The following is a 20541-nucleotide window of genomic DNA, read 5'->3' as shown; positions in this document are numbered from 1 at the left end:
AGCCAGCGGAGCCAGAGGGTAGAATTGAATCAGGACCAGAAGACACGTTTCACACCATTAGCGGTCGAGCAGGATCGGGAGAAGGCGCTCCGGGAGCGTCGTAAAGGCTGGACGGCGGTGTCGCTCGCCGGCTTGGTCCTTGCAATGGTTGCCCTCAGCTTCGCGGCCGTTCCGCTTTATCGCCTATTCTGCTCCGTCACTGGCTATGGCGGCACGACACAGGTGGCCGCTGCCGCTCCCGAGCCAGTCGAGCAAAAGATCACCGTCCGCTTCGACGCAAATGTTGCGGGGGGCATGCCCTGGGTGTTCGAAGCGCCAAAGCCGGTCGAGGTGGCCTTGGGTGAGAGCGCAGTCGTTGCTTACAAGGGGCGCAATCCGACGGACCGACCGATCCTTGGCACGGCAACTTACAACGTGACGCCTCTCCAGGCAGGTCAGTACTTCAACAAGATCCAGTGCTTCTGCTTCACCGAGCAGCTCCTCATGCCCGGCGAAGAGAAGGAGTTTCCCGTCACCTTCTTTGTGGATCCGGCGATCGCGGACGATCCCGACAACAGGAAGACCCGAGCGATCACGCTCTCCTACACCTTCTTCGACAAGGGGCCGAAAGCGCTTGAAGAGTACATAGCATCTCACGGGAGCGAGGCTGCAGAGCTGAAAGGTGAGATCATCGGTCTACCATGACGCCGCCGAGGCTCACGCCTTCAAAGAACCCTCGTTCGGCTGGTATGTGGCTTTGCGGCGCTACCTCGCTGTCGTGCTCGTGGGCAATCTCGTCTGGGAATTTGCCCATATGCCGCTCTACACGATCTGGTGGACCGGCACCTGGGGCGAGATTGTCTTTGCCGCTGTCCATTGCACGGGCGGCGACGTTCTGATCGCGCTAGCATCCTTGACGCTTGCGCTTCTGATGGCAGGAAACGACGCTTGGCCGCTTAAGCGATATCGGGCGGTGGCGGCGCTCACGGTTCTGTTCGGCGCTGCCTACACCGCCTTCAGCGAGTGGCTGAACATCGTCGTCCGTACGGCTTGGGCGTACTCCGACATGATGCCGGTCCTGTCCGCGTTCGGCTTCGACGTCGGGCTCTCGCCGCTTTTCCAATGGATTGTCGTGCCGCTGATCGGCTTCTGGTGGGCGCTGCGGAGCTTGAGCCGTTCTCGCGAGGCGAAGGCGGAATTACAGGCTGCCGAGGTCGGGGGCGAGCGGATTGTCTAAGCTGAAATTGACGCTCACCGCCTCCTTCGCTGTGTCGATGCTGGTCCTGATCGTGCTTGGCTTTACGGCTCTCCTAGCTTCAGACGTCCTCAAAGCGGAGAGCTCAGGCTGGCGCGATTACACCGAACGGGCGGCACAGACAGAGGAACTGAGGGTGCGCCTCAAAGAGCGGCATGCGGAAATCTTTGCCGATCCTGCCTCCCCTATTGCCGGCAACCCAGAAGGCGACGTCACGCTCGTGCAGTTCTTTGATTATAACTGCTCCTACTGCCGTGCAGCAGCTCCCATTGTGAGACAGGCCAAGGACGCCGATGCCGGGCTGAAGCTGGTCTACAAGGAGTTTCCTATCCTCGGCTCCGGTTCCAGATTTGCGGCACAGGCGGCGCTCGCCTCGCGCAAGCAGGACAAATACGAGGAATTCCACAGCGCTCTCATGGGGCATTCCGGCGCCATCAACGAAAGCTCCACTCTGGACATCGCCGAACGCGTCGGCCTGGATGTCCACCAGCTCCAGCGTGACATACAGGATCCCGTAGTTATGGCCGCGGTCGAGCGCAACCTCGCGCTCGGCCTGGACCTGCGCATTACAGGCACCCCTTCTTTCTTCGTCGGAGACGAGATCGTGCGCGGTCTGGTGGACTTGCAAGCAATGCAGGGCTTCATAGCCGAAGCCCGCCGGCAGGTGGGAGAATAGCCGGATGCTGGAGATCTCGAACGTCGGCATCCTGACGGCACTCGCGGCCGGGGCGATTTCCTTCCTCTCGCCCTGCGTTCTGCCCCTCGTTCCGGGGTATATTTCATACGTGGCGGGCAATGCGGCAGTAGCGGGTCGGCCGAATCAGAGCCTTCAGGATCGCTGGACGACGCTTCTCCTCAGCACCTACTTCGTTCTCGGCTTCTCCACTGTGTTCGTCGCGCTGGGTGCCAGCGCGACCGCAATCAGCCGGCTCCTTCTGTCGTACCGCTACGAGACGAACATCATCGGCGGCGCCATTATCATCGTGTTCGGCATCTTCATGACGGGGCTTGTCCGTCTTCCGTGGCTGCAACGCGAGCTGCGCTTCCACGGCGACCTAGCCGGCGGCCGCCCGTTGGGCGCTTATGTCTTGGGCCTAGCCTTCGGCTTTGGATGGACCCCCTGCATCGGCCCGGTGCTCGGGGCGATCCTGACGATTAGCGCGCTCTCCTCGACCGCATCAAACGGCGTCGCGCTCCTTGGCATCTACTCCGTCGGTCTCGGCGTGCCGTTCCTTCTGTCTGCTCTCTTTACGGAGAGCTTGGCAAAGCGGCTGAAGGGGATGCGTCGGACCGGGCGCCTCCTTCAGATCGGCGCCGGCATGATCATGATCATCATGGGTGTCGCGATGATCACGGGCACCATGTCGACCTTCTCCTTCTGGCTGCTCGAGCAGTTTCCAATTCTTACGAAAATCGGCTGAAGCGGATGTTCCGCCACTCGCCATCCCGAGCGATGAGAGCGCGTTGTCGTTCTTCAAGAAAGCATTCTGTGATGGCGAGTAGAGGCTTGCAGGATCGGCGGCACGTCGGTGGCATCCGATCGGCAGAGGCAGATATCCAGCCGCGCAACTCTGGCCGCCCGAGCGGGCAGTCGCTCACGGCAAGGATCGCAATCGGCATTGCCGTCCTCCTCGCCATGGTCGGGCTTTACTGGGGGCTGTCGGAGTCGGGACTGATGTCGGCGATCGAGTCAAGGGAAGACCTGCGCCGCGAGATCGAGCGCCTCGGCGTGTGGGGTCCATTGGCGATCATCGGACTGATGGCGGCGGCTATCGTAATGAGCCCGATTCCGAGCGGTCCGATCGCCCTTGTCGCCGGCGCTGCTTATGGGCCGCTTTGGGGAACGGCTTATGTTGCCATCGGAGCGGAGACAGGCGCCCTGATCGCCTTCACCATCGCGCGCCATCTCGGCTACGAATGGCTTCGGCGGTGGCCCAGCGCGCAGGCGCTCTTCGATCGCCTAGGCCAGGACCGATCACAAAATCGGCTGATGGCCATCGTCTTCGCCTCGCGCCTGGTGCCGTTTATTTCCTTTGACGCCGTCAGCTACGTCGCCGGGCTGACGCCGTTGTCGTTCTGGCGGTTTGCCATTGCGACCGTCACAGGGATCGTACCGCTGAGCTTTGCGTTCGCCTATTTCGGCGAGCAGGCTTTCTCGGCCAATTCCGAGCGCCTCATGCTCCTCCTTTTATTGGCCGGCGGCATTACGCTTCTCCCGATGGCTGTGAAGCTGATGCGCAATCACATGCGCAAGGGCAGATGATCGGCCCGCCGACACTGATGGACGGCCGCCGTTCTGTCGGATGTCTCACGACATATCCGAACGCTACGCCCCCTTCGGCGGCAAGACTTGCGAGAGGCGCAGAACTCTTCAACATGGGCGCACCCTATCTGTTGGACAGCCGAATGACTGCAAAGGAACTCAGAAGATGATGATGATGGACGGAATGGGCTGGATGATGGGCGGCATGGCGCTCGTCTGGATACTGGTCCTAATCGTGCTTGTGCTCGCGATCATAGCACTCGTCAAATACTTGAAAACCTGACGTCCTGGCGACTGTCGCTATTCGGAGCGCAAGAAAAATGAACGACAGGGAAATCGTCATCATCACCGGAAGCAGCGGCTTTATCGGATCGGCGGTGATCGACACGTTGTCCGAGCGTTTCACGCTCGTCGGTTTCGATCGCGAGACTTCGCCGCACCCGCCGGCGGCGGCCGAGTGTGTCTGCATCGATGTGACCTCGACTGAGAGCATCGAGGCCGCCCTCAAGCGGGTACGTGTGGCACACGGTAGTCGCATCGCTTCGGTCATCCATCTTGCCGCTTATTTCGACCTGAGTGGCCAGCCAAACTCGAAATACGATGAGGTGACGGTCCGCGGCACCGAAAGGCTTTTGCGCGGTCTTCAGTCGTTCGAGGTCGAGCAGTTCATTTTCGCCAGCACCATGCTGGTCCATGCGCCGGGCGCGAAGGGTAAGCCGATCGACGAGGATTGGCCGCTCGACCCGAAGCTTCCCTACCGAGAGTCGAAGATCCGCACCGAGGCTCTGATCCGGGAGCAGCGGGGCTCCATTCCTGTCGTCATGGTGCGCCCTGCGGGCGTTTACGACGACATCTGTCATTCGGCATTCCTGTCTCGTCAGATCGCGCGGATCTACGAGCGCCAAATCACCGGCCACGTCTATCCGGGCGACCTCGATGCTGGGCAGCCGTTCTTGCATCTCGATGATCTAACCGATGCTTTGCTGCAGATCGTCGAGCACCGGAAGGAGCTGCCGACCGAGCTGCCGCTCCTTCTGGGCGAGAGCGAAACCTTGACCTTCGGTGAGCTTCAGCGCGAGATCGGGCGGCTGATCCATGACGAGGACTGGGGGACCCAGCAGATCCCGAAGGGATTGGCCAGGACCGGCGCTTGGGTCGAGAGCGAGATCTTGGACGAGGATCCGTTCATCAGGCCGTGGATGGTCGACATCTCCGACGACCACTACGAGCTCGACATTTCCAGTGCCCGCGAGCATGTCGGCTGGGAGCCGAAGCACTCCATTCGTGACACGCTCCCGAAGATGATCTCGGCCCTCAAAGCCGATCCTGTCGGATGGTATCGCGCAAACAAGCTGAATGCCGCAAAGGTGGCGGCGAAACAGAAGGAATCCGGCTCGAACGAGGAGACTTCAAGGAATCCCGCCCAGCATCAAGATATGATGCACGAACATATGCAGGGCATGCGGCAGATGCACTTCAATATGCTCTGGGTACACTTCCTGAATATTCTGCTGGGTGCCTGGCTTGCGACAAGCCCCTTCGTCTTCGGTACGTTCGCCGAGGACACATTCAGAGAGGCTGTCGTGCAGGTCTCGCAGGAGCGCGGCCTTTGGGAGCCCTCCTTTCGGAGCACCCTCACCGCCTGGAACGACGTCATCAGCGGCCTTATGATCATGGCCTTTGGTGCTCTGTCGCTTTCATATCGCCTGAGCTGGGCCCAGTGGGCCAACACTGCGGTCGGTATCTGGCTCCTTTTTGCGCCGCTTATTTTCTGGACGCCGAGCGCTGCGGTCTATGCCAACGATACCTTTGTCGGCGCCCTGGTCATCGCCTTCGCCATTCTTGTGCCGATGATGCCGGGAATGAGCATGGCGGGCATGATGGACTCGTCCGATACGCCGGCCGGCTGGACCTACTCGCCATCAACTTACCTGCAGCGGCTGCCGATCATTGCGCTGGGCGCATTCGGCTTCCTGATCTCCCGCACGCTCGCCGCGTACCAGCTCGGTCATATCGACTTTGTCTGGGAGCCCTTCTTTTCGGGGGACGCGATCCGAAACGGCACCGAATACATCATCACCTCCGACGTGTCTCGTGCCTGGCCGATCGCCGATGGGGGCCTGGGGGCCACAACCTACATGTTCGAGGTGTTGAGGGGGGTCATGGGCGGTCGTGCTCGCTGGCGCACCATGCCCTGGAGGGTGGCCGCTTTCGGCATCATCGTCGTACCCCTCGGCGTTGTATCGATCTACTTCATCATCATCCAGCCGATCGTCATCGGCACTTACTGCACCCTATGCCTCGTCGCGGCGCTGGCGATGCTGATCATGATTCCCTACTCGCTCGACGAACTCGTCGCCATGGGTCAGTTCCTGGTGCAGAGCCACCGGCGGGGAGAGCCATTCTGGCGCACCTTCTTCATGGGCGGCGCTGACCCGCTCGGCGGAAAAGACAAGAAGCCGGGCTTTCAGGCGCCCATTCCCGACGCAATCGCCTCTGCAGTCCGTGGAGTTACGATACCCTGGACGCTTGTTGCGAGCGTAATTCTCGGTGTCTGGCTCATGTTCAGCCGTCTTGTCTTCGGCAAGGTTGCACCAATGGCGGACAGCGACCACCTCGTCGGGGCGCTGATTATCACCGTGGCCGTGATCGCCATGGCCGAGGTTGCCCGGCCTCTACGTTTCATCAACGTTGCATTTGGCCTGTGGCTGATCGTTTCGCCATGGCTCCTCGACGGCGCGGGATGGGCCGCATCCTTGATGAGCATCGTCGTTGGCGTGGCTGCTATCGGATTGAGCCTGCCTCGAGGCTCTCGTAGCAAGGAGCACTACGGCAGTTGGGACCGTTATATCGTCTGATGACCCCGGCCCACATACTCGCGCAGAATTCAGCCGCGGCAATCATGCCGAGGACGACGATAGTACCTGAGCTTGGCTCAGTTGCGGCCCCTCACGAAACCCTTCGAGGCCGCACATCTGCGTGGCCCTCCATCTCCAGGGGCCAAGCGCCGGCAGCCCCGAAAGGACGTGAGCATCATGAGTGCTGAACACCAGAGTGATCTTCTTGCCGGGCATGAGCATCATGATAGCCACGGCCCTCGCTCTTCAGAAACCGGCACCGTGCGCGATCCCGTCTGCGGGATGAGTGTGGATCCTGCCACCACTCCGCACCGGCACGAGCGCGCAGGCAAGACCTACTATTTCTGCTCCGCCGGATGTCGGTCGAAGTTCGAAGCCCGGCCCGACGCTTTTCTGGACGAGGCGCCACGAGCGGCCGTGCAGGGGCCGAAGGATGCTATCTACACCTGTCCGATGCATCCCGAAATCGAGCAGATCGGCCCCGGCACTTGCCCGATCTGCGGCATGGCGCTGGAGCCGAAGGGCGTTGCGGTCACGGAAGGCCCGTCCGAAGAGTATCTGGACATGCGCCGGCGGCTCATTGTGTCGGCCGTCCTGTCCGTGCCGCTCGCGGTCGTCGCCATGGGCCGGCACTTCTATCCGCCGATGTCGGAGATCGTCTCGGCCCGGGCTCTCGACTGGATCGAGCTCCTCCTCGCCACGCCCGTGGTCCTGTGGGGCGGCTGGCCTTTCTTCGTGCGCGGCTGGCAGTCGGTGAAGACGCGCCATCTCAATATGTTCACGCTCATCGCGCTCGGCGTCGGGGTCGCCTACGTCTATTCAGTGGTCGCGACGATCGCACCCGGCATCTTCCCGCCGCAGTTCCGCGGCCACGAGGGCGAAGTTGGCGTCTATTACGAGGCCGCCTCCATCATCGTCGCCCTGGTGCTTCTCGGACAAGTGCTCGAGCTGCGCGCTCGCGAGCAGACCGGCGGGGCGATCCGCGCCCTTCTCGATCTCGCCCCGAAGACGGCGCATCTCGTCGAAGACGGGGCGGAGAAAGAGGTTCCCCTCGACCTCGTCCGGTCGGGCGACACGCTGCGCGTGAAGCCCGGCGAAGCCGTGCCGGTCGACGGCACCGTTCTCGAGGGCTCCTCTTCGGTCGACGAGAGCATGATCACCGGGGAGCCGATCCCGGTGAAGAAGCGGGCGGACGACGCCGTTACAGGCGGCTCCATCAACCAGACCGGCTCCTTCCTGATGCGGGCCGAAAAGGTCGGCTCCGAGACGATGCTTTCGCGCATCGTGCAGATGGTCGCCGATGCCCAGCGCTCCCGGGCGCCCATCCAGAAGCTCGCCGATCAGGTCGCCGGCTGGTTCGTGCCCGCCGTCATCGCCGTTGCCGTCCTCGCCTTCATCGTCTGGTCGATCTTCGGTCCCGAGCCCTCCATGGCCTTCGCCCTGGTCTCGGCCGTGTCGGTGCTGATCATCGCCTGTCCCTGCGCGCTCGGGCTCGCAACGCCGATGTCGATCATGGTCGGCGTCGGAAAGGGAGCGGGCAGCGGCATCCTCATCAAGAACGCCGAGGCGCTCGAGCGCTTTTCGGCGGTCGACACGCTAGTCGTCGACAAGACCGGCACGCTGACCGAGGGGCGGCCCGCCCTCGTAGGCGTGGAGACCGCCGAAGGCTTCACTGAAGTCGAGCTGCTGACCTCCGTCGCGGGGCTGGAGCGCTCCTCGGAGCATCCGCTGGCCCGCGCCATCGTCGAGGGTGCGGGCGAGCGCGGCGTTTCCGCGCCTCCCGTGCAGGACTTCGAAAGCGTCACGGGCAGGGGCGTCCGCGGCACGGTCGGGGGCCGCTCGGTCGCGATCGGCAACGCCGCGATGATGGCCGAGGCCGGAGCGGACGCCGAAGCCCTTCAGTCGATCGCGAAGGAACGTCAGGGACGGGGCGAGACGGCGATGTTCGTCGCGATCGACGGCAAGGCCGCCGGCATCATCGCCGTCGCCGACCCGATCAAGGCGACGACCGAGGCCGCCGTCCGGGCTCTTCATGAGGAGGGGCTGCGGGTCATCATGCTGACCGGCGACAGCAAGGCCACGGCCGAAGCCGTCGCGTCCCGTCTCGGCATCGACGAGGTGATCGCGGAGGTCCTGCCGGAGGACAAGCATGCGGTCGTTCAGCGGCTGAAGAACGAAGGCCGCGTGGTCGCGATGGCCGGGGACGGCGTCAACGACGCCCCGGCGCTTGCCGAGGCGGACGTCGGCGTCGCCATGGGAACCGGGGCGGATGTTGCGGTCGAAAGCGCCGGAGTAACGCTGGTCAGGGGCGATCTGGACGGCCTGGTCAAGGCGCGGCGGCTCAGCCGGGCGACGGTGTCCAACATCAAGCAGAACCTCTTCTTTGCCTTCATCTACAACGGCATTGGGGTGCCGATCGCCGCCGGCGTTCTCTACCCGGTGACCGGGCTTTTGCTGTCGCCGATGATCGCCGCGCTCGCCATGAGTCTGTCCTCGGTGAGCGTGATCGGCAACGCCCTGCGGCTTCGAACGCTGAAGCTATAGCTGCACCGACATCGTCCGAACGCCCCACGCATTCCGGTGCGCGGAAGGCCAGCGGGCCTCCAGATAGGGAGATCCGAGCAATGGATCAGATACTGCAAGCTCTTATGACCGGCGCCGGCATGCTGTGGAAGGCGCTGTGGGCGCTGATCTTTGGCTACGTCATCTCGGCCGGAATCCAGGTCCTCGTCACGCGCGAGCAGATGGCCAAGCTCCTCGGCGAGCGCGGGCTACGCCAGGCAGGTCTCGCCGGCTTCTTCGGCTTCATCTCCTCCTCCTGCTCCTTTGCGGCGCTCGCTGCCTCACGTTCGGTCCTGGTCAAGGGAGCGCATCCGGTCAACAGCCTCGCCTTCCTGATCGCCTCGACCAATCTTGTCATCGAGCTCGGCATCGTGCTCTGGGTATTGCTCGGCTGGAAGTTCACGCTCGCCAACTTACTGCTCGGCATCATCATGATCATCTACGCTTATGCGCTGACCAAGATCTGGTTCCCGGGCCATCTGGAGGAGAGTGCCAAGCACCACGCCGAAGAAGCGCAGAAGAGCGAGGGCATGGACATGGAGCACGGCATGGAGGGCTCCCTGCGCGACAAGCTCCTCTCCCTGAAGGGCTGGCAGAACATCGCGCACGCCTTCTTCATGGAATGGAAGATGGTGTGGAAGGAGATCCTGTTAGGCTTCACCATCGCCGGCTTCATCGCGGTCTTCGTGCCGCAGAGCTTCTGGAGCGCGATCTTCCTCGTCTCGGAGGGCGGTGCCGAGGCGAGCCCCGGTTTCTTCACCGTTGTCGAGAACGCGCTCGTCGCGCCGGTCGTGGCCTTCTTCACCTTCATCGGCTCGATGGGCAATGTTCCGCTGGCCGCCATGCTCTGGTCGCGCGAGGCCTCCTTCGGCGGCGTGGTTTCCTTCCTCGGAGCAGACCTCGTCGCGGCGACCGTGATTTGGGTGCATGCCAAATACTACGGCTGGGCATACGCGCTCTATCTGTCGGCCCTGCTTTATGTCTGCATGGTCGCGGCTGGGATCACGGTGCATTACCTCTTCGCGCTTGTCGGCATGATCCCGACGGAGCGCCCGTCGCTCCAGGAGATGGTGCGTTTTGGGATCGACTACACCTTCTTCCTCAATCTGGCCTTCCTCGCCGTGGCCGCCGCGCTCCTGTGGTTGCACTTCCGCGGCGGAGGCGGCGAAGCTCCGGTCGATGCTCACGACAGCCGTCACCAGGCCAGAGCGTGACCAGTGCTCTGAAGGAGTGAGAAAGCAGCGCTTGCAACCGCATCAGCGGCTTTCCTTCACCTGCAGATTTTCTCGAAGATGCCGACAAGCTCGCGAAACTTCTCCCGCTGCGCTTCTGGATTGGTCGAGGCGATCGCTTCCTCCACGCAGTCGTCTGCATGGTCCTCAAGAATGAGGACTTCCACCTGGGCTAGCGCGGAACGGATGGCCAAGGTCTGGTTGAGGATGTCCACGCAGTAGCGGTCATCCTCGATCATCCGGATGACGCCACGGACCTGTCCTTCAAGCCTGGCGAGGCGTTGCAGGGCTGCATGCTTGCGATCTCTCATTGCGTCGCTGCTCATTCGTCGGCTGCCGAAAAACCCATAACGGCTTCAGAAGGTTTCAGGGAACACCGGAAGATGAAACCCGTTGAGGTCTGATACCCCGGAGGGGTATGGGCGGACGCCCCCGAAGTGAACCAGAGCATCGAGCGGAACGAGCGACACTAGCGGGAGAGAATGCATGACGAAGAAGTTTGGAGCCGGCCTCGCGCTGGGCATCGTCGGGACCCTCCTGATAGCTGTCGCCGTCTGGCTGACCGTCGCCTACACGGGCGCTTACAACGTCGCTGCGTCGGATCAGCATGCTGATGTGGTCCGGTGGACGCTCGACACCACGATGCGGCGTTCGGTGGCCAGTCGCGCCGGCGGGGTAGAGCTACCAGAGAATGTCTCCGAGAACCTCCTCGCCGAGGGCGCAGGCCACTACTCGGAGAGCTGCGCCCATTGCCACGGAGCGCCGGGCAGTGAGCCTGCGGAATGGTCGCGGGGCATGCGACCCGAGCCGCCGCATCTGGGGGAGGCTGCCAGCGAGTGGACGCCGGAGGAGATCCACTGGATCGTCAGCAACGGCATTAAGATGTCGGGCATGCCGGCTTTCGGCAAAAGCCACTCGCCCGAGGCGATCGTTGCGCTTACCGCCTTCGTCAGCGCGCTCCCCGGATTGACAGCCGATGATTACGCGAGGCTGAGCGGCTCCGCTGAGGATCATGCGGAGCAGCCGCAAGCTGGTACCGAAGACGGATCAAACAGAGAGCCGGAGGGCGGAGCTCCGGAATCCCCCCTCCAATAGCTTATTCCAGCAGGAATGCGAGACATGTCCTACATCCGTTTCGGCCTGATGATCCTCACCTCCACGGTGGTGATGTTCATCCTGATGTACCTGAACACCTACGCTTGGGAGCACGTCTTCTTCTCCGAGACGCGCACCTACATGGCGATCATGATGGGCGCGACCATGGCGGTGATCATGCTCGCGTACATGCTCGGCATGTATTCCAACAAGCGGCTGAACATCGCGATCTTCGCCGGCTCCGTGATCGTCTTTGCGCTCTCGCTGTGGCTCGTTCGCAGCCAGGTCACGGTGTCCGGGCCGAGCTACATGCGGGCGATGATCCCGCACCACTCGATCGCCATCATGACGTCGGAGCGAGCGCAGATCCGGGATCCGCGCGTGCGAAAGCTCGCCGACGAGATCATCGAGGCGCAGCGTCGTGAGATTGCGGAAATGCGGTATCTCATCGCAGAGGTTTCCAATGGCAACACCGTGGAGAGCATCTACCAAGACCCGCCGGCCGAGCCAGGTAGCGTGGAAGACGCGCTCGCGAATATGCTGATCTCTACCCTCGACCTTGCGCCCATGCCGGAAGCCGAAGCCGACCGAGTGCTTGATGCTGCCGCGCGCTGCACCTTCAATCGTAGCCCCGAGACCGACCCTGTCCTGTGGGCTGCCCAGGACGGTGGCGCAGCGACCATGAAGCTGAACGGCATTCTCGTCAGTCTCGACGCGACCGGCGAGCCGCAGGATGGCGCCGCGGAGTTCTCGGCGCCTGGCGCCACGGTTACCGTCCGGCCGCTCGGCGACGAAGCCGACTGGCGCCAGAATGCTGAACTCGTCTTCCAGCTCGATCAGGGTTTCAGGGTCGGCTATCGCGGCTTCTACGGCTGTGAGGCGAACTGACGATCAAGGAGATCGAGTTCCTCGAATGGAGGCTTCACAAGGCTTTGGATCAGAGCGGAAAATCCGCGTCACTCTACCGGATGGTCATGCCCGACCACATCTGCCCCTACGGGCTGAAGTCAAAGGATCTGCTCGAACGACAGGGTTTCGCGGTCGAAGATCACCATCTGAAGACCCGCGAGGAGATCAATGCCTTTAAGAGAGAGCACGGGGTCGACACCACCCCGTAGACCTTCATTGATGGCGCACGGATCGGCGGCTACGACGACCTGCGCGAGGATTTCGGGCAGCAGGTCAAGGACGCCGACGAGACCAGCTACCAACCGGTCATCGCGATCTTCTCGGTCGCGCTCCTCATGGCCCTCGCCGTCAGCTGGTACACGTTCGGCGCTCGACTTCATCACCCCGCTTCAGTTCGAAAGGCAGGCCGCGTAAAATCGAGAACGCTCTCCACGAACGCGGCTCTTGCGCAAAGTGTGTGGTTTCATGTTGCCAGAAGCAACCTGCGGCGGAGTAGATCGAGGCTCCCGCGGCCATACATCGAGCGCTTCAGAAGCTTGAGCCTGTTGACCTGGCCTTCGACCTGAGCGTTGCTCCAGCCGGTTCGCAGAGCCGCATAGATAGCAGCGCCGTCCTGGTCGAGCCCCGCAGCGAAGGTCTCGACGGCGTGCACGCCGCAGTTCTTCGCGTCGAGAAGCCAAGCGTCGAAGACTGGACCGGCATCGCGGGACCTAATTCCGACGCGGCGCACGAGATCGACAAAGCGGCGAACTAGTCGGACCACCATGGCGGCTTCACGATCCTGACCGATCTGCTGGATCGCGGCGACGTCCTCGGTCGATCTCGTCTCGGGCGCCCGGACAATCAGCCACGCAAGCTGCTTTGGCGACGGAAGCGCCGATGGCCGCCGGGCTTCGACGCTCGGTAGAGCATCATTGCGTGGCCGGTGCGGCGCATGCTTCGATGGAGCCGTCCGGTGATCCTGAAGCCAGAGATGGATCTGCTTGGGCGAGCCGGAATAGCCAAACTCTTTGCATTCGCGCCAGAGCTGCAGGCCATTCTCGCAACCGTCCGCCAGCCGCGCCTCCAGCATCGGCAGAAACGGATCGATCATGCTTCTTCCGAGCCTCGGCGCCGCGCGCTCGGGAAAGGCTTCGGCATAGGCGAACTTGCGCACGGTCGTAGGGGACAAGCCCGTCGCGCGGGTGATCGCCATCAGCTTCTCGCCGGTGAGATGACGTCGGCGAACATCCTCATACTGGGCCATGCGCCGCGCCCGGCTGTCGGCGGCCACCGCCGCGTCCGATCGAATACGCCTGAAACTCTTCAGCCGGATGGCTTTGTTCGTCTTTCGCAGGGGCAGCACGGGAAGTCGCCGCAAATGCGCGTGGGCACCAGCAGCCCAGCGCTCAACCATCTGCCGCGCATTATAAAGCAAGTGCCATCGATCGGCGACCTGGACCGCGCCCGGGGCGCCGATGGTGATGGCGCGCCGATATTCGGTCGAGCGATCCCGTGCGACGATTTCGACACTGGGCCTCTGGTTGAGCCAGTCGCTCACTGTTCTCGCGGTGCGATCGGGCAAGAGATCAATTGGGCGATGGCGCTCGAGATCGACGATGATCGTGCCATAGCGCAGCCGCTTCTTCATGGCCCAATCATCGACGCCGATGACGGTGGGCTTCGGCGGGACCGGCTGCGGCATTCGGCGGACAAGACGCAGGATCGTGTCGCCGCTCGCCGGCATCGCAAGCTCTCGCGCAAGGCGACCGCCTGCTGCGCCGCCGAGTGCAATCCCGATCTTCGCCTGCGCCTTGGCAAGCCGCCTGGTTCTCCGCGCCGACGGCGCAACCAGCAACGGTAACGGCTCGGCGAAGGTTCGGCGTCGGCAACAGGTGTTCCGGCAGGCATATCGCCGAATCCGAAGATCGAGCCTGACCTGCCGTCCGGCAATGGGCAGATCGCTGGGGCGGCGACAATAATAACCATGCACGACCCTCGATCGCCGCCGGCATTCCGGGCAACATGCCCCATCATGCCGTCCGCGCAACAAAATGGTCAGTCCCGCCTGTCCTTCGCGCCGAGCTCCGTCGCAAAGGCAGCCGGACATTATGGAAAGCTGAAGCATCGTTCCTCCACCGCATCGTCTGCGGTGTCAGAAAGAGTCGCGACGCCTCACGACCACACAAAGTGCGCAAGAGCCACGAACGCGGAGCAAGTCCTACCTCCTGGCGCGGCGCTGGATGCGCTACAGATATATCTATCCATTCGGCGAGGCGCTGGCGGGCATCCTAACGGTGGCCGGGGCGCTGATCTGCATTGCTGCACCGGTCGCGCTCTTCATTGGAACCGTGGGCGCGGTCTCGGTCTTCAACCGCCGGCATAGGCGCCGTAGACCCGCGCCGGATCGGCGGGGCTGACCGTCAGCTGGTGGAAGTCCACCGGGCCGTTCACGCCCGGCGAGACCTGCTGCCGGGTCTGGCTCCGATCCACGGAGGTTGTATTAACTCAAAAAACGTATGGCTCGCCCCGCCTGCAAGCGACTTTTTGACGGCTTTTCAGTCTGCGCCAACGTATCCGGTCTCGGGGCCATGATCCTCCCCGGCCAAGATGGAGCTTTCGCACGTACCGATCCTCATAAACACCTCGGCGTCTGGCGCCATTTTTTTGGTCAGGATGCCGGTACGCCGTTCGACTGTCAGGCCATCTTTCCAGTCCACTCACAGACAACGCCGGCCTGAAGGATACCCTCCCTCCCGGCCGATCTCTGATCATCTCATCCGGCTGACGGCGACGCAGCCATCTCGAAGGGGCGGCCGCTTCTCAGCACCGCCCAGATGATCCTGGCCATCTTCGCCGCCAGCGCGACGACGGCTGTGTTCATGTGCGCTCGCGACAGCAATCCACGCAGCCACTCGCCCATCGGCGTCTTCCCCTTGGCCAGAGATGGCAGCGCCGCTCGCGCTCCATGGATCAGCATTCGCCGGAGATAGCCGTTGCCGCGTTTGGTGATCCCCAGAAGTCGCGGCTTGCCCCCGGTCGTCATCTGTCGAGGGACGAGACCGAGCCAGGCCGCGAGGTCACGGCCACGGCCAAACGTCTCGGCCTTTCCGATCGAAGCGACGAAGGCGGTCGCATTCAATGGGCCGATCCCCGGTATCGTCGACAGCAGCCTCATCGATGCATCGGTGCGGGCGAGGTCCGCGAATTCCGCATCGAGGGCCCCGATCCGGTTGTCGAGGGCGCGCCATTCGTCCCGCATATCCTCGATCAGCACCCTCATCCGACGGCCGATCGCCGTCTCTTCGGCGAGAAGCTGTTCCAGCCGAAGTTGAAGCTTGCGCCGCCCCTTGGCGATCACGATCCCCCGCTCGAGCAAGATCGCCCGAAGCTGGTTGATCAGAGCCGTGCGCTCCCCAACAAGCCGATCTCGAGCCCGGTGCAGGCTCTGCATGTCGAGCTGTTCGTCGCTCTTCAGATCAACGAAGCGCATCGTGGGACGGGTCGCGGCTTCCGCGATCGCCTCGGCATCCCGATCGTCGTTCTTCTGCGCTTTCACGTAGGGCCGGACATATTCGGGCGACATCAACCGGACATCGTGGCCCTGCTCGCAAAGCTGGCGGCCCAGATGGTGGGTGCCGCAACAGGCTTCCATTGCCATCACGCAGGCCGGCATGCCCGCCGCCAGCTTCGATACGCTGTCCCGACGCATTCGGCGCCTCAGCACCACTTTCCCAGCCTCATCAAGGCCGACAACGCTGCAAACGTCCTTTCCAAGATCGATACCAAGAACCCTGATCTCATTCAACGGCTCGCCTCCCTGCCATCCTCATCGACGACGCAATCATGCGCCGAGGGAAAGGGGCGAGCCATTCCATAAACTTTGCAGCCATCGCTCTAGGCTCCGGCCCGATCAGGCGGCCTGAGGCGCGTCGACCTCGACGGTCAAATGCGACAGGTCGTGGATGTGGGCGAGCTTCTGCCGATAGAAGTCCACCGGCTTTGGCTGGTCCGTGACGACGGATACGATCGCGGCGTGGTGGCCCGGCCCTACCTGCCAGACGTGAAGATCGCTGATGCGGTCCTCGTCCGTCTCGATCGCCTCGCGGATCTCCTCCGGTAGGTCCTCGCCCTCCGGCACATAGTCGAGCAGCACGCCGCCCGTGTCCCGGATAAGACCCCAGGACCAGCGGGCGATGACGAGCGCCCCGACGACACCCATGACTGGATCGAGCCAGATCCAGCCGTAGAGGCTGCCGAAGGCCAAGGCGACGATGGCCAGCACAGATGTCAGCGCATCCGCCAGAACATGGAGATAAGCGGCGCGAAGGTTCTGGTCCTGGCCTCCCTCGTGCCGGTGCTCGTGATGATCATGGTCGTCGTGACCGTGCGCGTGCCCATGGCCGTGATGGTGATGCGAATGGTCGTCCCGCAGAAGCCAGGCGCTGGCGAGGTTCACCAAGAGGCCGAGGACGGCGACCGCGATGGCTTGGCTGAAGGAGATTGCCACCGGGTTCGACAGGCGCAGGAAGCTCTCATAGCCGATAAATAGCGCGATCAGCGCCAGGACGATGGCGCTGGCGAACGCTGCGAGATCGCCGACCTTACCGGTTCCGAAGGTGAAGCGCGGGTTCTGGGCGTGCTTGCGAGCGAAGTAATAGGCGCCCGCTGCGATCAGCATGGCGGCGGCGTGAGTCGACATGTGGAAGCCGTCGGCCACCAGCGCCATCGAGCCGTAGATCGTGCCGGCGACGATCTCGATGACCATCATCGAGGCAGTCAGCGCGATCACGAACCAGACGCGGCGCTCGTTGCGCGCTTGACTCTCGCCCAAGAAGACATGGCTGTGGCCGATCGGCTCTGCGTTCACATCCCGCGGCATTATCGTCTCCGGTTCACTTTAAGTAGGTGCGCACGACATCGATCAGCTCGGCCGCGCCGCGAGCCCGCTCGGGATCGGGCTCGTGGGCCGGATCGACCACATGGAAGCGGATGTGATCTTCCATCACCTCGGCGGTGAGCCCGTTCACTGCACCGCGAACGGAGGCGATGAGCTGGAGAACGTCGGCGCAACCGATCTCAGCTTCCAGCGCGCGCTCGACCGCTTCAACCTGACCTCGGATGCGGCGGACGCGGGCCAGGAGCTTGGTCTTTTCGCGGATTGTATGCGCCATCGGTGTCTCTGCCGTGTTGGAATATAGGGTAGAGGGGTATATTAGGCGTTCAGGAATTGCAAGTTCAAGGTTTGTGGCCATGGCGCAGCGTCAGGATGAGATCACGTGGAATTGGCTGGGCAAAACCCTCCGCCTCGGAGTGGATCGGCTCGGCACCGGGCCGACCCTCCTGATGCTGCCGGCACTCAGCTCGATCTCGACCCGGCACGAGATGCGGCCCCTTCAAGAACGGCTCGCCGAAGCTTTCACGACGGTGTCGCTCGACTGGCCCGGCTTCGGTGATCGGCCGCGGCCCACCGTCGCTTGGGAGCCGGACGCCTACCGGGCATTCCTCGCGCATGTCCTGGCCGAATTGGTTCCTCACCCTCATGCCACGATCGCGGCGGGACATGCCGCGGGCTATCTCCTGGCTGAAGCCGCGGCATCGCCGGGAGCCGCGGGCCGGCTCTGCCTGATCGCTCCGACGTGGCGGGGTCCGCTGCCGACGATGACGGGAAGACATCATCCCGCCTTCGCCAGGATCGCGCGAGCCGGCGATCGGCCTGTGCTCGGCGCTCTTCTTTACCGGCTGAATGTGAACCGCCCTGTCATCGGCATGATGTTGCGGGGCCATGTCTATGCCGATCCGGCCTGGATGACGCGCGAGCGCATGATCGAGAAACTGGCCGTCGTCGAGGCCCCCGGTGCCCGGCACGCCTCCATCCGCTTCGTCACCGGGCTCCTCGATCCCTTTCCGAGCCGGGAAGGCTTCCTGGAAGCGGCCGAGCGCGTGTCCGACCCGCTTCTCGTCATCTACGGCGCAAACACGCCGCGCAAATCGAAGGCGGAGATCGAGGCGCTGGCAAAGCTGCCGAACGTCAGCTCCATCGTGCTCTCGAACGGCAAGCTGTCGGTACATGAAGAGTATCCGGACGAGATGGCGGCCGCTGTTGGGGCATTCCTCTCGCCGGATGCTCGGCCAGAAGAGGCAGGTCCGCCCCGTTCTGATGTTGCTCGTTGATGCCGGAAGGGATAGCCCCGGCTCAAAGCCCGGTCGCGGCCGTTCATCTGCGTCGGGCCAGGTCGGCCAACCACCTTCGCTCATTCCGCTCGCCCGACCCGCAAGGGGCGGTCGGGCCTGCCTGCCGTTCGAGGATGCCAGTTGGATAGAACAGTGAAGCTTGCTCTGGGCAGCGTCGCCGTCGGCTGCGTGGTGCTCGGCCTGAAATTCCTCGCCTATTGGCTGACGGGAAGCGTAGCCCTCTTCTCCGACGCGTTGGAGAGCATCATCAACATCGCCGCGGCCTGCGCGGCGGTGATGGCGCTGCGCGTCAGCTCCATTCCTGCCGACGCCAATCATCCCTACGGGCACAGCAAGGCCGAATATTTCTCCTCCGTGATCGAGGGCGTCCTGATCGTGATCGCGGCCCTCGCCATTCTGCGGGAGGCCTATTTCGGATTCCTCGATCCCCAGCCGATCGACGCGCCGACAACGGGCTTGGCGATCAACGGCCTTGCCTCCCTCCTCAACGGTGCCTGGTCGTGGCTGCTGATCCGCAATGGGCGGCGCTGGCGCTCGCCGGCGCTTATCGCTGACGGCAAGCACCTTTTCACGGACGTCGTCACCTCGGGTGGGGTCCTCATCGGCGTGGCGCTGGTCGGCCTCACCGGATGGCTGGTCCTCGACCCGCTGCTTGCCGCTCTTGTAGCCCTAAACATCCTATGGTCGGGTTGGGGACTGGTGCGCGAGTCGGTGGGCGGCCTCATGGACGAGGCGGCCCCGCCGGACATGCTCGATCGCATTCGCGCGCTGATCTCAAACCACGCCGATGGTGCGCTCGAGGCCCACGACCTGCGCACGCGCCACGCGGGCCGACGGACCTTCATCGAGTTCCATCTGGTGGTTCCAGGCACCATGAACGTGGCCGAGGCTCACGACATTTGCGATCGGATCGAAGAGGCGCTGAAGAACGAGATTGAGGACAGCACGATCACCATCCACGTTGAGCCGGAGATGAAGGCGAAGCAGACAGGCGTGCTCGTGCTCTGACGGTCTACGCTCAGCCTCGCGCCTTCGATCGGCTCGCCCGATGGCGCGAGGAGATACCAGCCGCCCCAATCATCATGAACGTCCTGACCCCCGGTGCCGCCGGACGTCTGATCGTCGTGGTAGTAATAGAGGGGCCAGCCGCTATAGGTGACCTGCATCGTGCCGTCGTCACGCGCGATCGTTCCCAGCATGGAGGCGTCAACCCCATCGCCAGCTTCTGGTTCGCCCGTTGTGGTCAGGAGCGGCCACTCCTCGACGCACTCGCCGGAGCAGACGCTGACTGCTTCGGTGCTGCCGGTAGCCTGCGTGTCGGTCTCGAGCATGTAAAGGCTCTTGCCTTCGTCATCGACGAGATATTGGCCGAACGGCTCCTTTTCGGACACCCAAACCGACTTTGCGACATTCGAAACGTGGGATTTTTGCGACAGCGAGAGGTCGCAGGAGGGCGGAAATCCGCACCCACGGCAGTCATTAGGCGCGATCGCGCGCGACCTCACAAGCGGACGCCCTCTTCTCCGCTACGCAGAGGTAACCAGCGCCGAGCAACCGTCGTTCGAGACGGATAACCGCCATGTGTTGTCGCGCCGCCTCCCACGGCCGGAATCGCTCATAATCGCGACTAACGCCGAAGCGTCGGGTTAGCCGTACACCAACATTGATCAGCCAGTCTGGCCAGCCTTGCGGGTGCTTGAGGCCGATCAAGCCGAGCCGTCCGCCGACAGGCAGTCGATGCGCCGTCCGGGCGATTACCCGCTCATATTCCGGCACCATCTCCAGGCCAAAGGTCGAGAGCGCCGAGCGCGTTCTGGGCGGCAGATCGAACGTGGCCACGTCCGCTTCTATCAGCTCGACGTGGCAAAAATCCGCTTGCGCGACCTTCTCCCGCGCTCGCTCCAGCATCGCTGCGGACAGATCCACACCGACAACACGGCCACCGCTCCCCACCGCCCGAGCGAGCTGGAGCAGGTTCTCCCCCGTCCCGCAGCATAGATCAACGACGGTGTCGCCCGGCGACAGCTCAAGCGCATTGATGAGCGATGCGCGCCAGCGGCGTAGCCCCGATAGCCGGAACAGGGCGAGACTGGCGTCGTATGCACCGGCCTGCTCATCGTAGAGACGCCGCACCTCATTGCTGTTCAGGATGGCCACACGCTCAACTCCCTCAGTACTGGGAACGCTCCCATGGCGCCGCGGTTCGCTAGGAGG

Annotated in this window: 20 protein-coding genes and 2 pseudogenes; 14 read left to right on the top strand and 8 right to left on the bottom strand. The window is 63.2% G+C overall.

Annotated features, from left to right (window positions below):
• Window positions 1-24 precede the first annotated feature (24 nt).
• The 8 genes from ATO4_RS10915 (at window position 25) to ATO4_RS10880 (ending at window position 10131) form a co-directional block, all read left to right on the top strand.
• On the top strand, window positions 25-684 hold the full coding sequence (locus ATO4_RS10915) for a cytochrome c oxidase assembly protein (RefSeq protein WP_083591550.1): 660 nt from the start codon (window positions 25-27) through the stop codon (window positions 682-684).
• Window positions 662-1216: a hypothetical protein gene (locus tag ATO4_RS10910; RefSeq protein ID WP_210191055.1), complete on the top strand. Its 555-nt coding sequence runs from the start codon at window positions 662-664 to the stop codon at window positions 1214-1216. Before ATO4_RS10915 ends, ATO4_RS10910 begins: the two co-directional genes overlap by 23 nt.
• Window positions 1209-1910, top strand: coding sequence for a DsbA family protein (locus ATO4_RS10905; RefSeq protein ID WP_245308689.1), 702 nt, complete (start codon window positions 1209-1211; stop codon window positions 1908-1910). Before ATO4_RS10910 ends, ATO4_RS10905 begins: the two co-directional genes overlap by 8 nt.
• Before the next feature lie 4 nt (window positions 1911-1914).
• Window positions 1915-2655, top strand: a complete 741-nt coding sequence (locus tag ATO4_RS10900) for a cytochrome c biogenesis CcdA family protein (protein WP_176222944.1) — start codon at window positions 1915-1917, stop codon at window positions 2653-2655.
• A 71-nt stretch (window positions 2656-2726) separates the two neighbouring features.
• The gene (locus tag ATO4_RS10895; protein ID WP_083591548.1) at window positions 2727-3497 is read left to right on the top strand and encodes a TVP38/TMEM64 family protein; all 771 of its coding nucleotides are present in this window, start codon (window positions 2727-2729) and stop codon (window positions 3495-3497) included.
• A gap of 320 nt (window positions 3498-3817) precedes the next feature.
• Window positions 3818-6355 (top strand): NAD-dependent epimerase/dehydratase family protein, encoded by a 2538-nt coding sequence (locus ATO4_RS10890; RefSeq protein ID WP_083591547.1) that lies wholly within the window; start codon window positions 3818-3820, stop codon window positions 6353-6355.
• 177 nt (window positions 6356-6532) lie between these two features.
• Entirely contained in the window at window positions 6533-8899 is a 2367-nt protein-coding gene (locus tag ATO4_RS10885; protein ID WP_083591546.1) for a heavy metal translocating P-type ATPase, read from the top strand.
• 80 nt (window positions 8900-8979) lie between these two features.
• Complete coding sequence (locus ATO4_RS10880) at window positions 8980-10131, top strand: permease (protein ID WP_083591545.1); 1152 nt, start codon at window positions 8980-8982, stop codon at window positions 10129-10131.
• 56 nt (window positions 10132-10187) lie between these two features.
• Here the strand turns inward: ATO4_RS10880 and ATO4_RS10875 are convergent, their stop codons facing one another.
• Entirely contained in the window at window positions 10188-10460 is a 273-nt protein-coding gene (locus tag ATO4_RS10875; RefSeq protein WP_083591544.1) for a metal-sensitive transcriptional regulator, read from the bottom strand.
• 175 nt (window positions 10461-10635) lie between these two features.
• Here ATO4_RS10875 and ATO4_RS10870 point away from each other — a divergent pair, with 175 nt between their 5' ends.
• The 3 genes and pseudogenes from ATO4_RS10870 to ATO4_RS28330 all read left to right on the top strand — a co-directional run.
• A complete protein-coding gene (locus tag ATO4_RS10870) occupies window positions 10636-11244 on the top strand; it encodes a cytochrome c (protein ID WP_083591543.1) in 609 nt (202 codons plus the stop codon).
• 24 nt (window positions 11245-11268) lie between these two features.
• Window positions 11269-12132: a DUF305 domain-containing protein gene (locus tag ATO4_RS10865; protein ID WP_083591542.1), complete on the top strand. Its 864-nt coding sequence runs from the start codon at window positions 11269-11271 to the stop codon at window positions 12130-12132.
• An 80-nt stretch (window positions 12133-12212) separates the two neighbouring features.
• A pseudogene (locus tag ATO4_RS28330) lies at window positions 12213-12509 on the top strand (glutaredoxin); the annotation flags it as partial.
• A 107-nt stretch (window positions 12510-12616) separates the two neighbouring features.
• On the opposite strand, the gene ATO4_RS10855 reads toward ATO4_RS28330, so the two are convergent.
• Window positions 12617-14260 carry an ISL3 family transposase gene (locus tag ATO4_RS10855; protein ID WP_083591541.1) on the bottom strand — a complete coding sequence of 548 codons (1644 nt, stop codon included), beginning with the start codon at window positions 14258-14260 and terminating at the stop codon, window positions 12617-12619.
• Window positions 14261-14351: 91 nt separating this feature from the next.
• Here ATO4_RS10855 and ATO4_RS28325 point away from each other — a divergent pair.
• Window positions 14352-14504 (top strand): annotated as a pseudogene (locus ATO4_RS28325) (glutaredoxin); the annotation flags it as partial.
• On the opposite strand, the gene ATO4_RS28680 reads toward ATO4_RS28325, so the two are convergent.
• The 4 genes from ATO4_RS28680 to ATO4_RS10835 all read right to left on the bottom strand — a co-directional run bounded on the left by ATO4_RS28680 (window position 14503) and on the right by ATO4_RS10835 (window position 17306).
• Entirely contained in the window at window positions 14503-14625 is a 123-nt protein-coding gene (locus tag ATO4_RS28680; RefSeq protein WP_268883946.1) for a hypothetical protein, read from the bottom strand. The pseudogene ATO4_RS28325 and the gene ATO4_RS28680 overlap by 2 nt on opposite strands.
• Window positions 14626-14908: 283 nt before the next feature.
• On the bottom strand, window positions 14909-15931 hold the full coding sequence (locus tag ATO4_RS10845; protein WP_176222954.1) for an IS110 family transposase: 1023 nt from the start codon (window positions 15929-15931) through the stop codon (window positions 14909-14911).
• A gap of 114 nt (window positions 15932-16045) precedes the next feature.
• Window positions 16046-17014 (bottom strand): CDF family Co(II)/Ni(II) efflux transporter DmeF, encoded by a 969-nt coding sequence (dmeF, locus tag ATO4_RS10840; protein WP_083591539.1) that lies wholly within the window; start codon window positions 17012-17014, stop codon window positions 16046-16048.
• A gap of 13 nt (window positions 17015-17027) precedes the next feature.
• Window positions 17028-17306 carry a metal/formaldehyde-sensitive transcriptional repressor gene (locus tag ATO4_RS10835; protein WP_083591538.1) on the bottom strand — a complete coding sequence of 93 codons (279 nt, stop codon included), beginning with the start codon at window positions 17304-17306 and terminating at the stop codon, window positions 17028-17030.
• Between the two features lie 79 nt (window positions 17307-17385).
• On the opposite strand from ATO4_RS10835, the gene ATO4_RS10830 reads away from it, so the two are divergent.
• Both ATO4_RS10830 and ATO4_RS10825 read left to right on the top strand, forming a co-directional pair.
• On the top strand, window positions 17386-18306 hold the full coding sequence (locus ATO4_RS10830) for an alpha/beta hydrolase (protein WP_139802386.1): 921 nt from the start codon (window positions 17386-17388) through the stop codon (window positions 18304-18306).
• A 141-nt stretch (window positions 18307-18447) separates the two neighbouring features.
• Window positions 18448-19335, top strand: a complete 888-nt coding sequence (locus ATO4_RS10825) for a cation diffusion facilitator family transporter (protein ID WP_083591536.1) — start codon at window positions 18448-18450, stop codon at window positions 19333-19335.
• Here ATO4_RS10825 and ATO4_RS10820 read toward each other — a convergent pair.
• Entirely contained in the window at window positions 19218-19718 is a 501-nt protein-coding gene (locus ATO4_RS10820; protein WP_083591535.1) for a hypothetical protein, read from the bottom strand. The two genes, ATO4_RS10825 and ATO4_RS10820, sit on opposite strands and share 118 nt — an antisense overlap.
• A gap of 88 nt (window positions 19719-19806) precedes the next feature.
• Window positions 19807-20484 carry a class I SAM-dependent methyltransferase gene (locus ATO4_RS10815; protein WP_083591534.1) on the bottom strand — a complete coding sequence of 226 codons (678 nt, stop codon included), beginning with the start codon at window positions 20482-20484 and terminating at the stop codon, window positions 19807-19809.
• Window positions 20485-20541 lie beyond the last annotated feature (57 nt).

The sequence above is a fragment of the Aurantimonas sp. 22II-16-19i genome (genome assembly GCF_002088275.1).
Lineage (GTDB): Bacteria > Pseudomonadota > Alphaproteobacteria > Rhizobiales > Rhizobiaceae > Jiella.
Note: the sequence above shows the minus strand (reverse complement) of the source record. Positions and strands in the feature narration are given on the sequence as shown.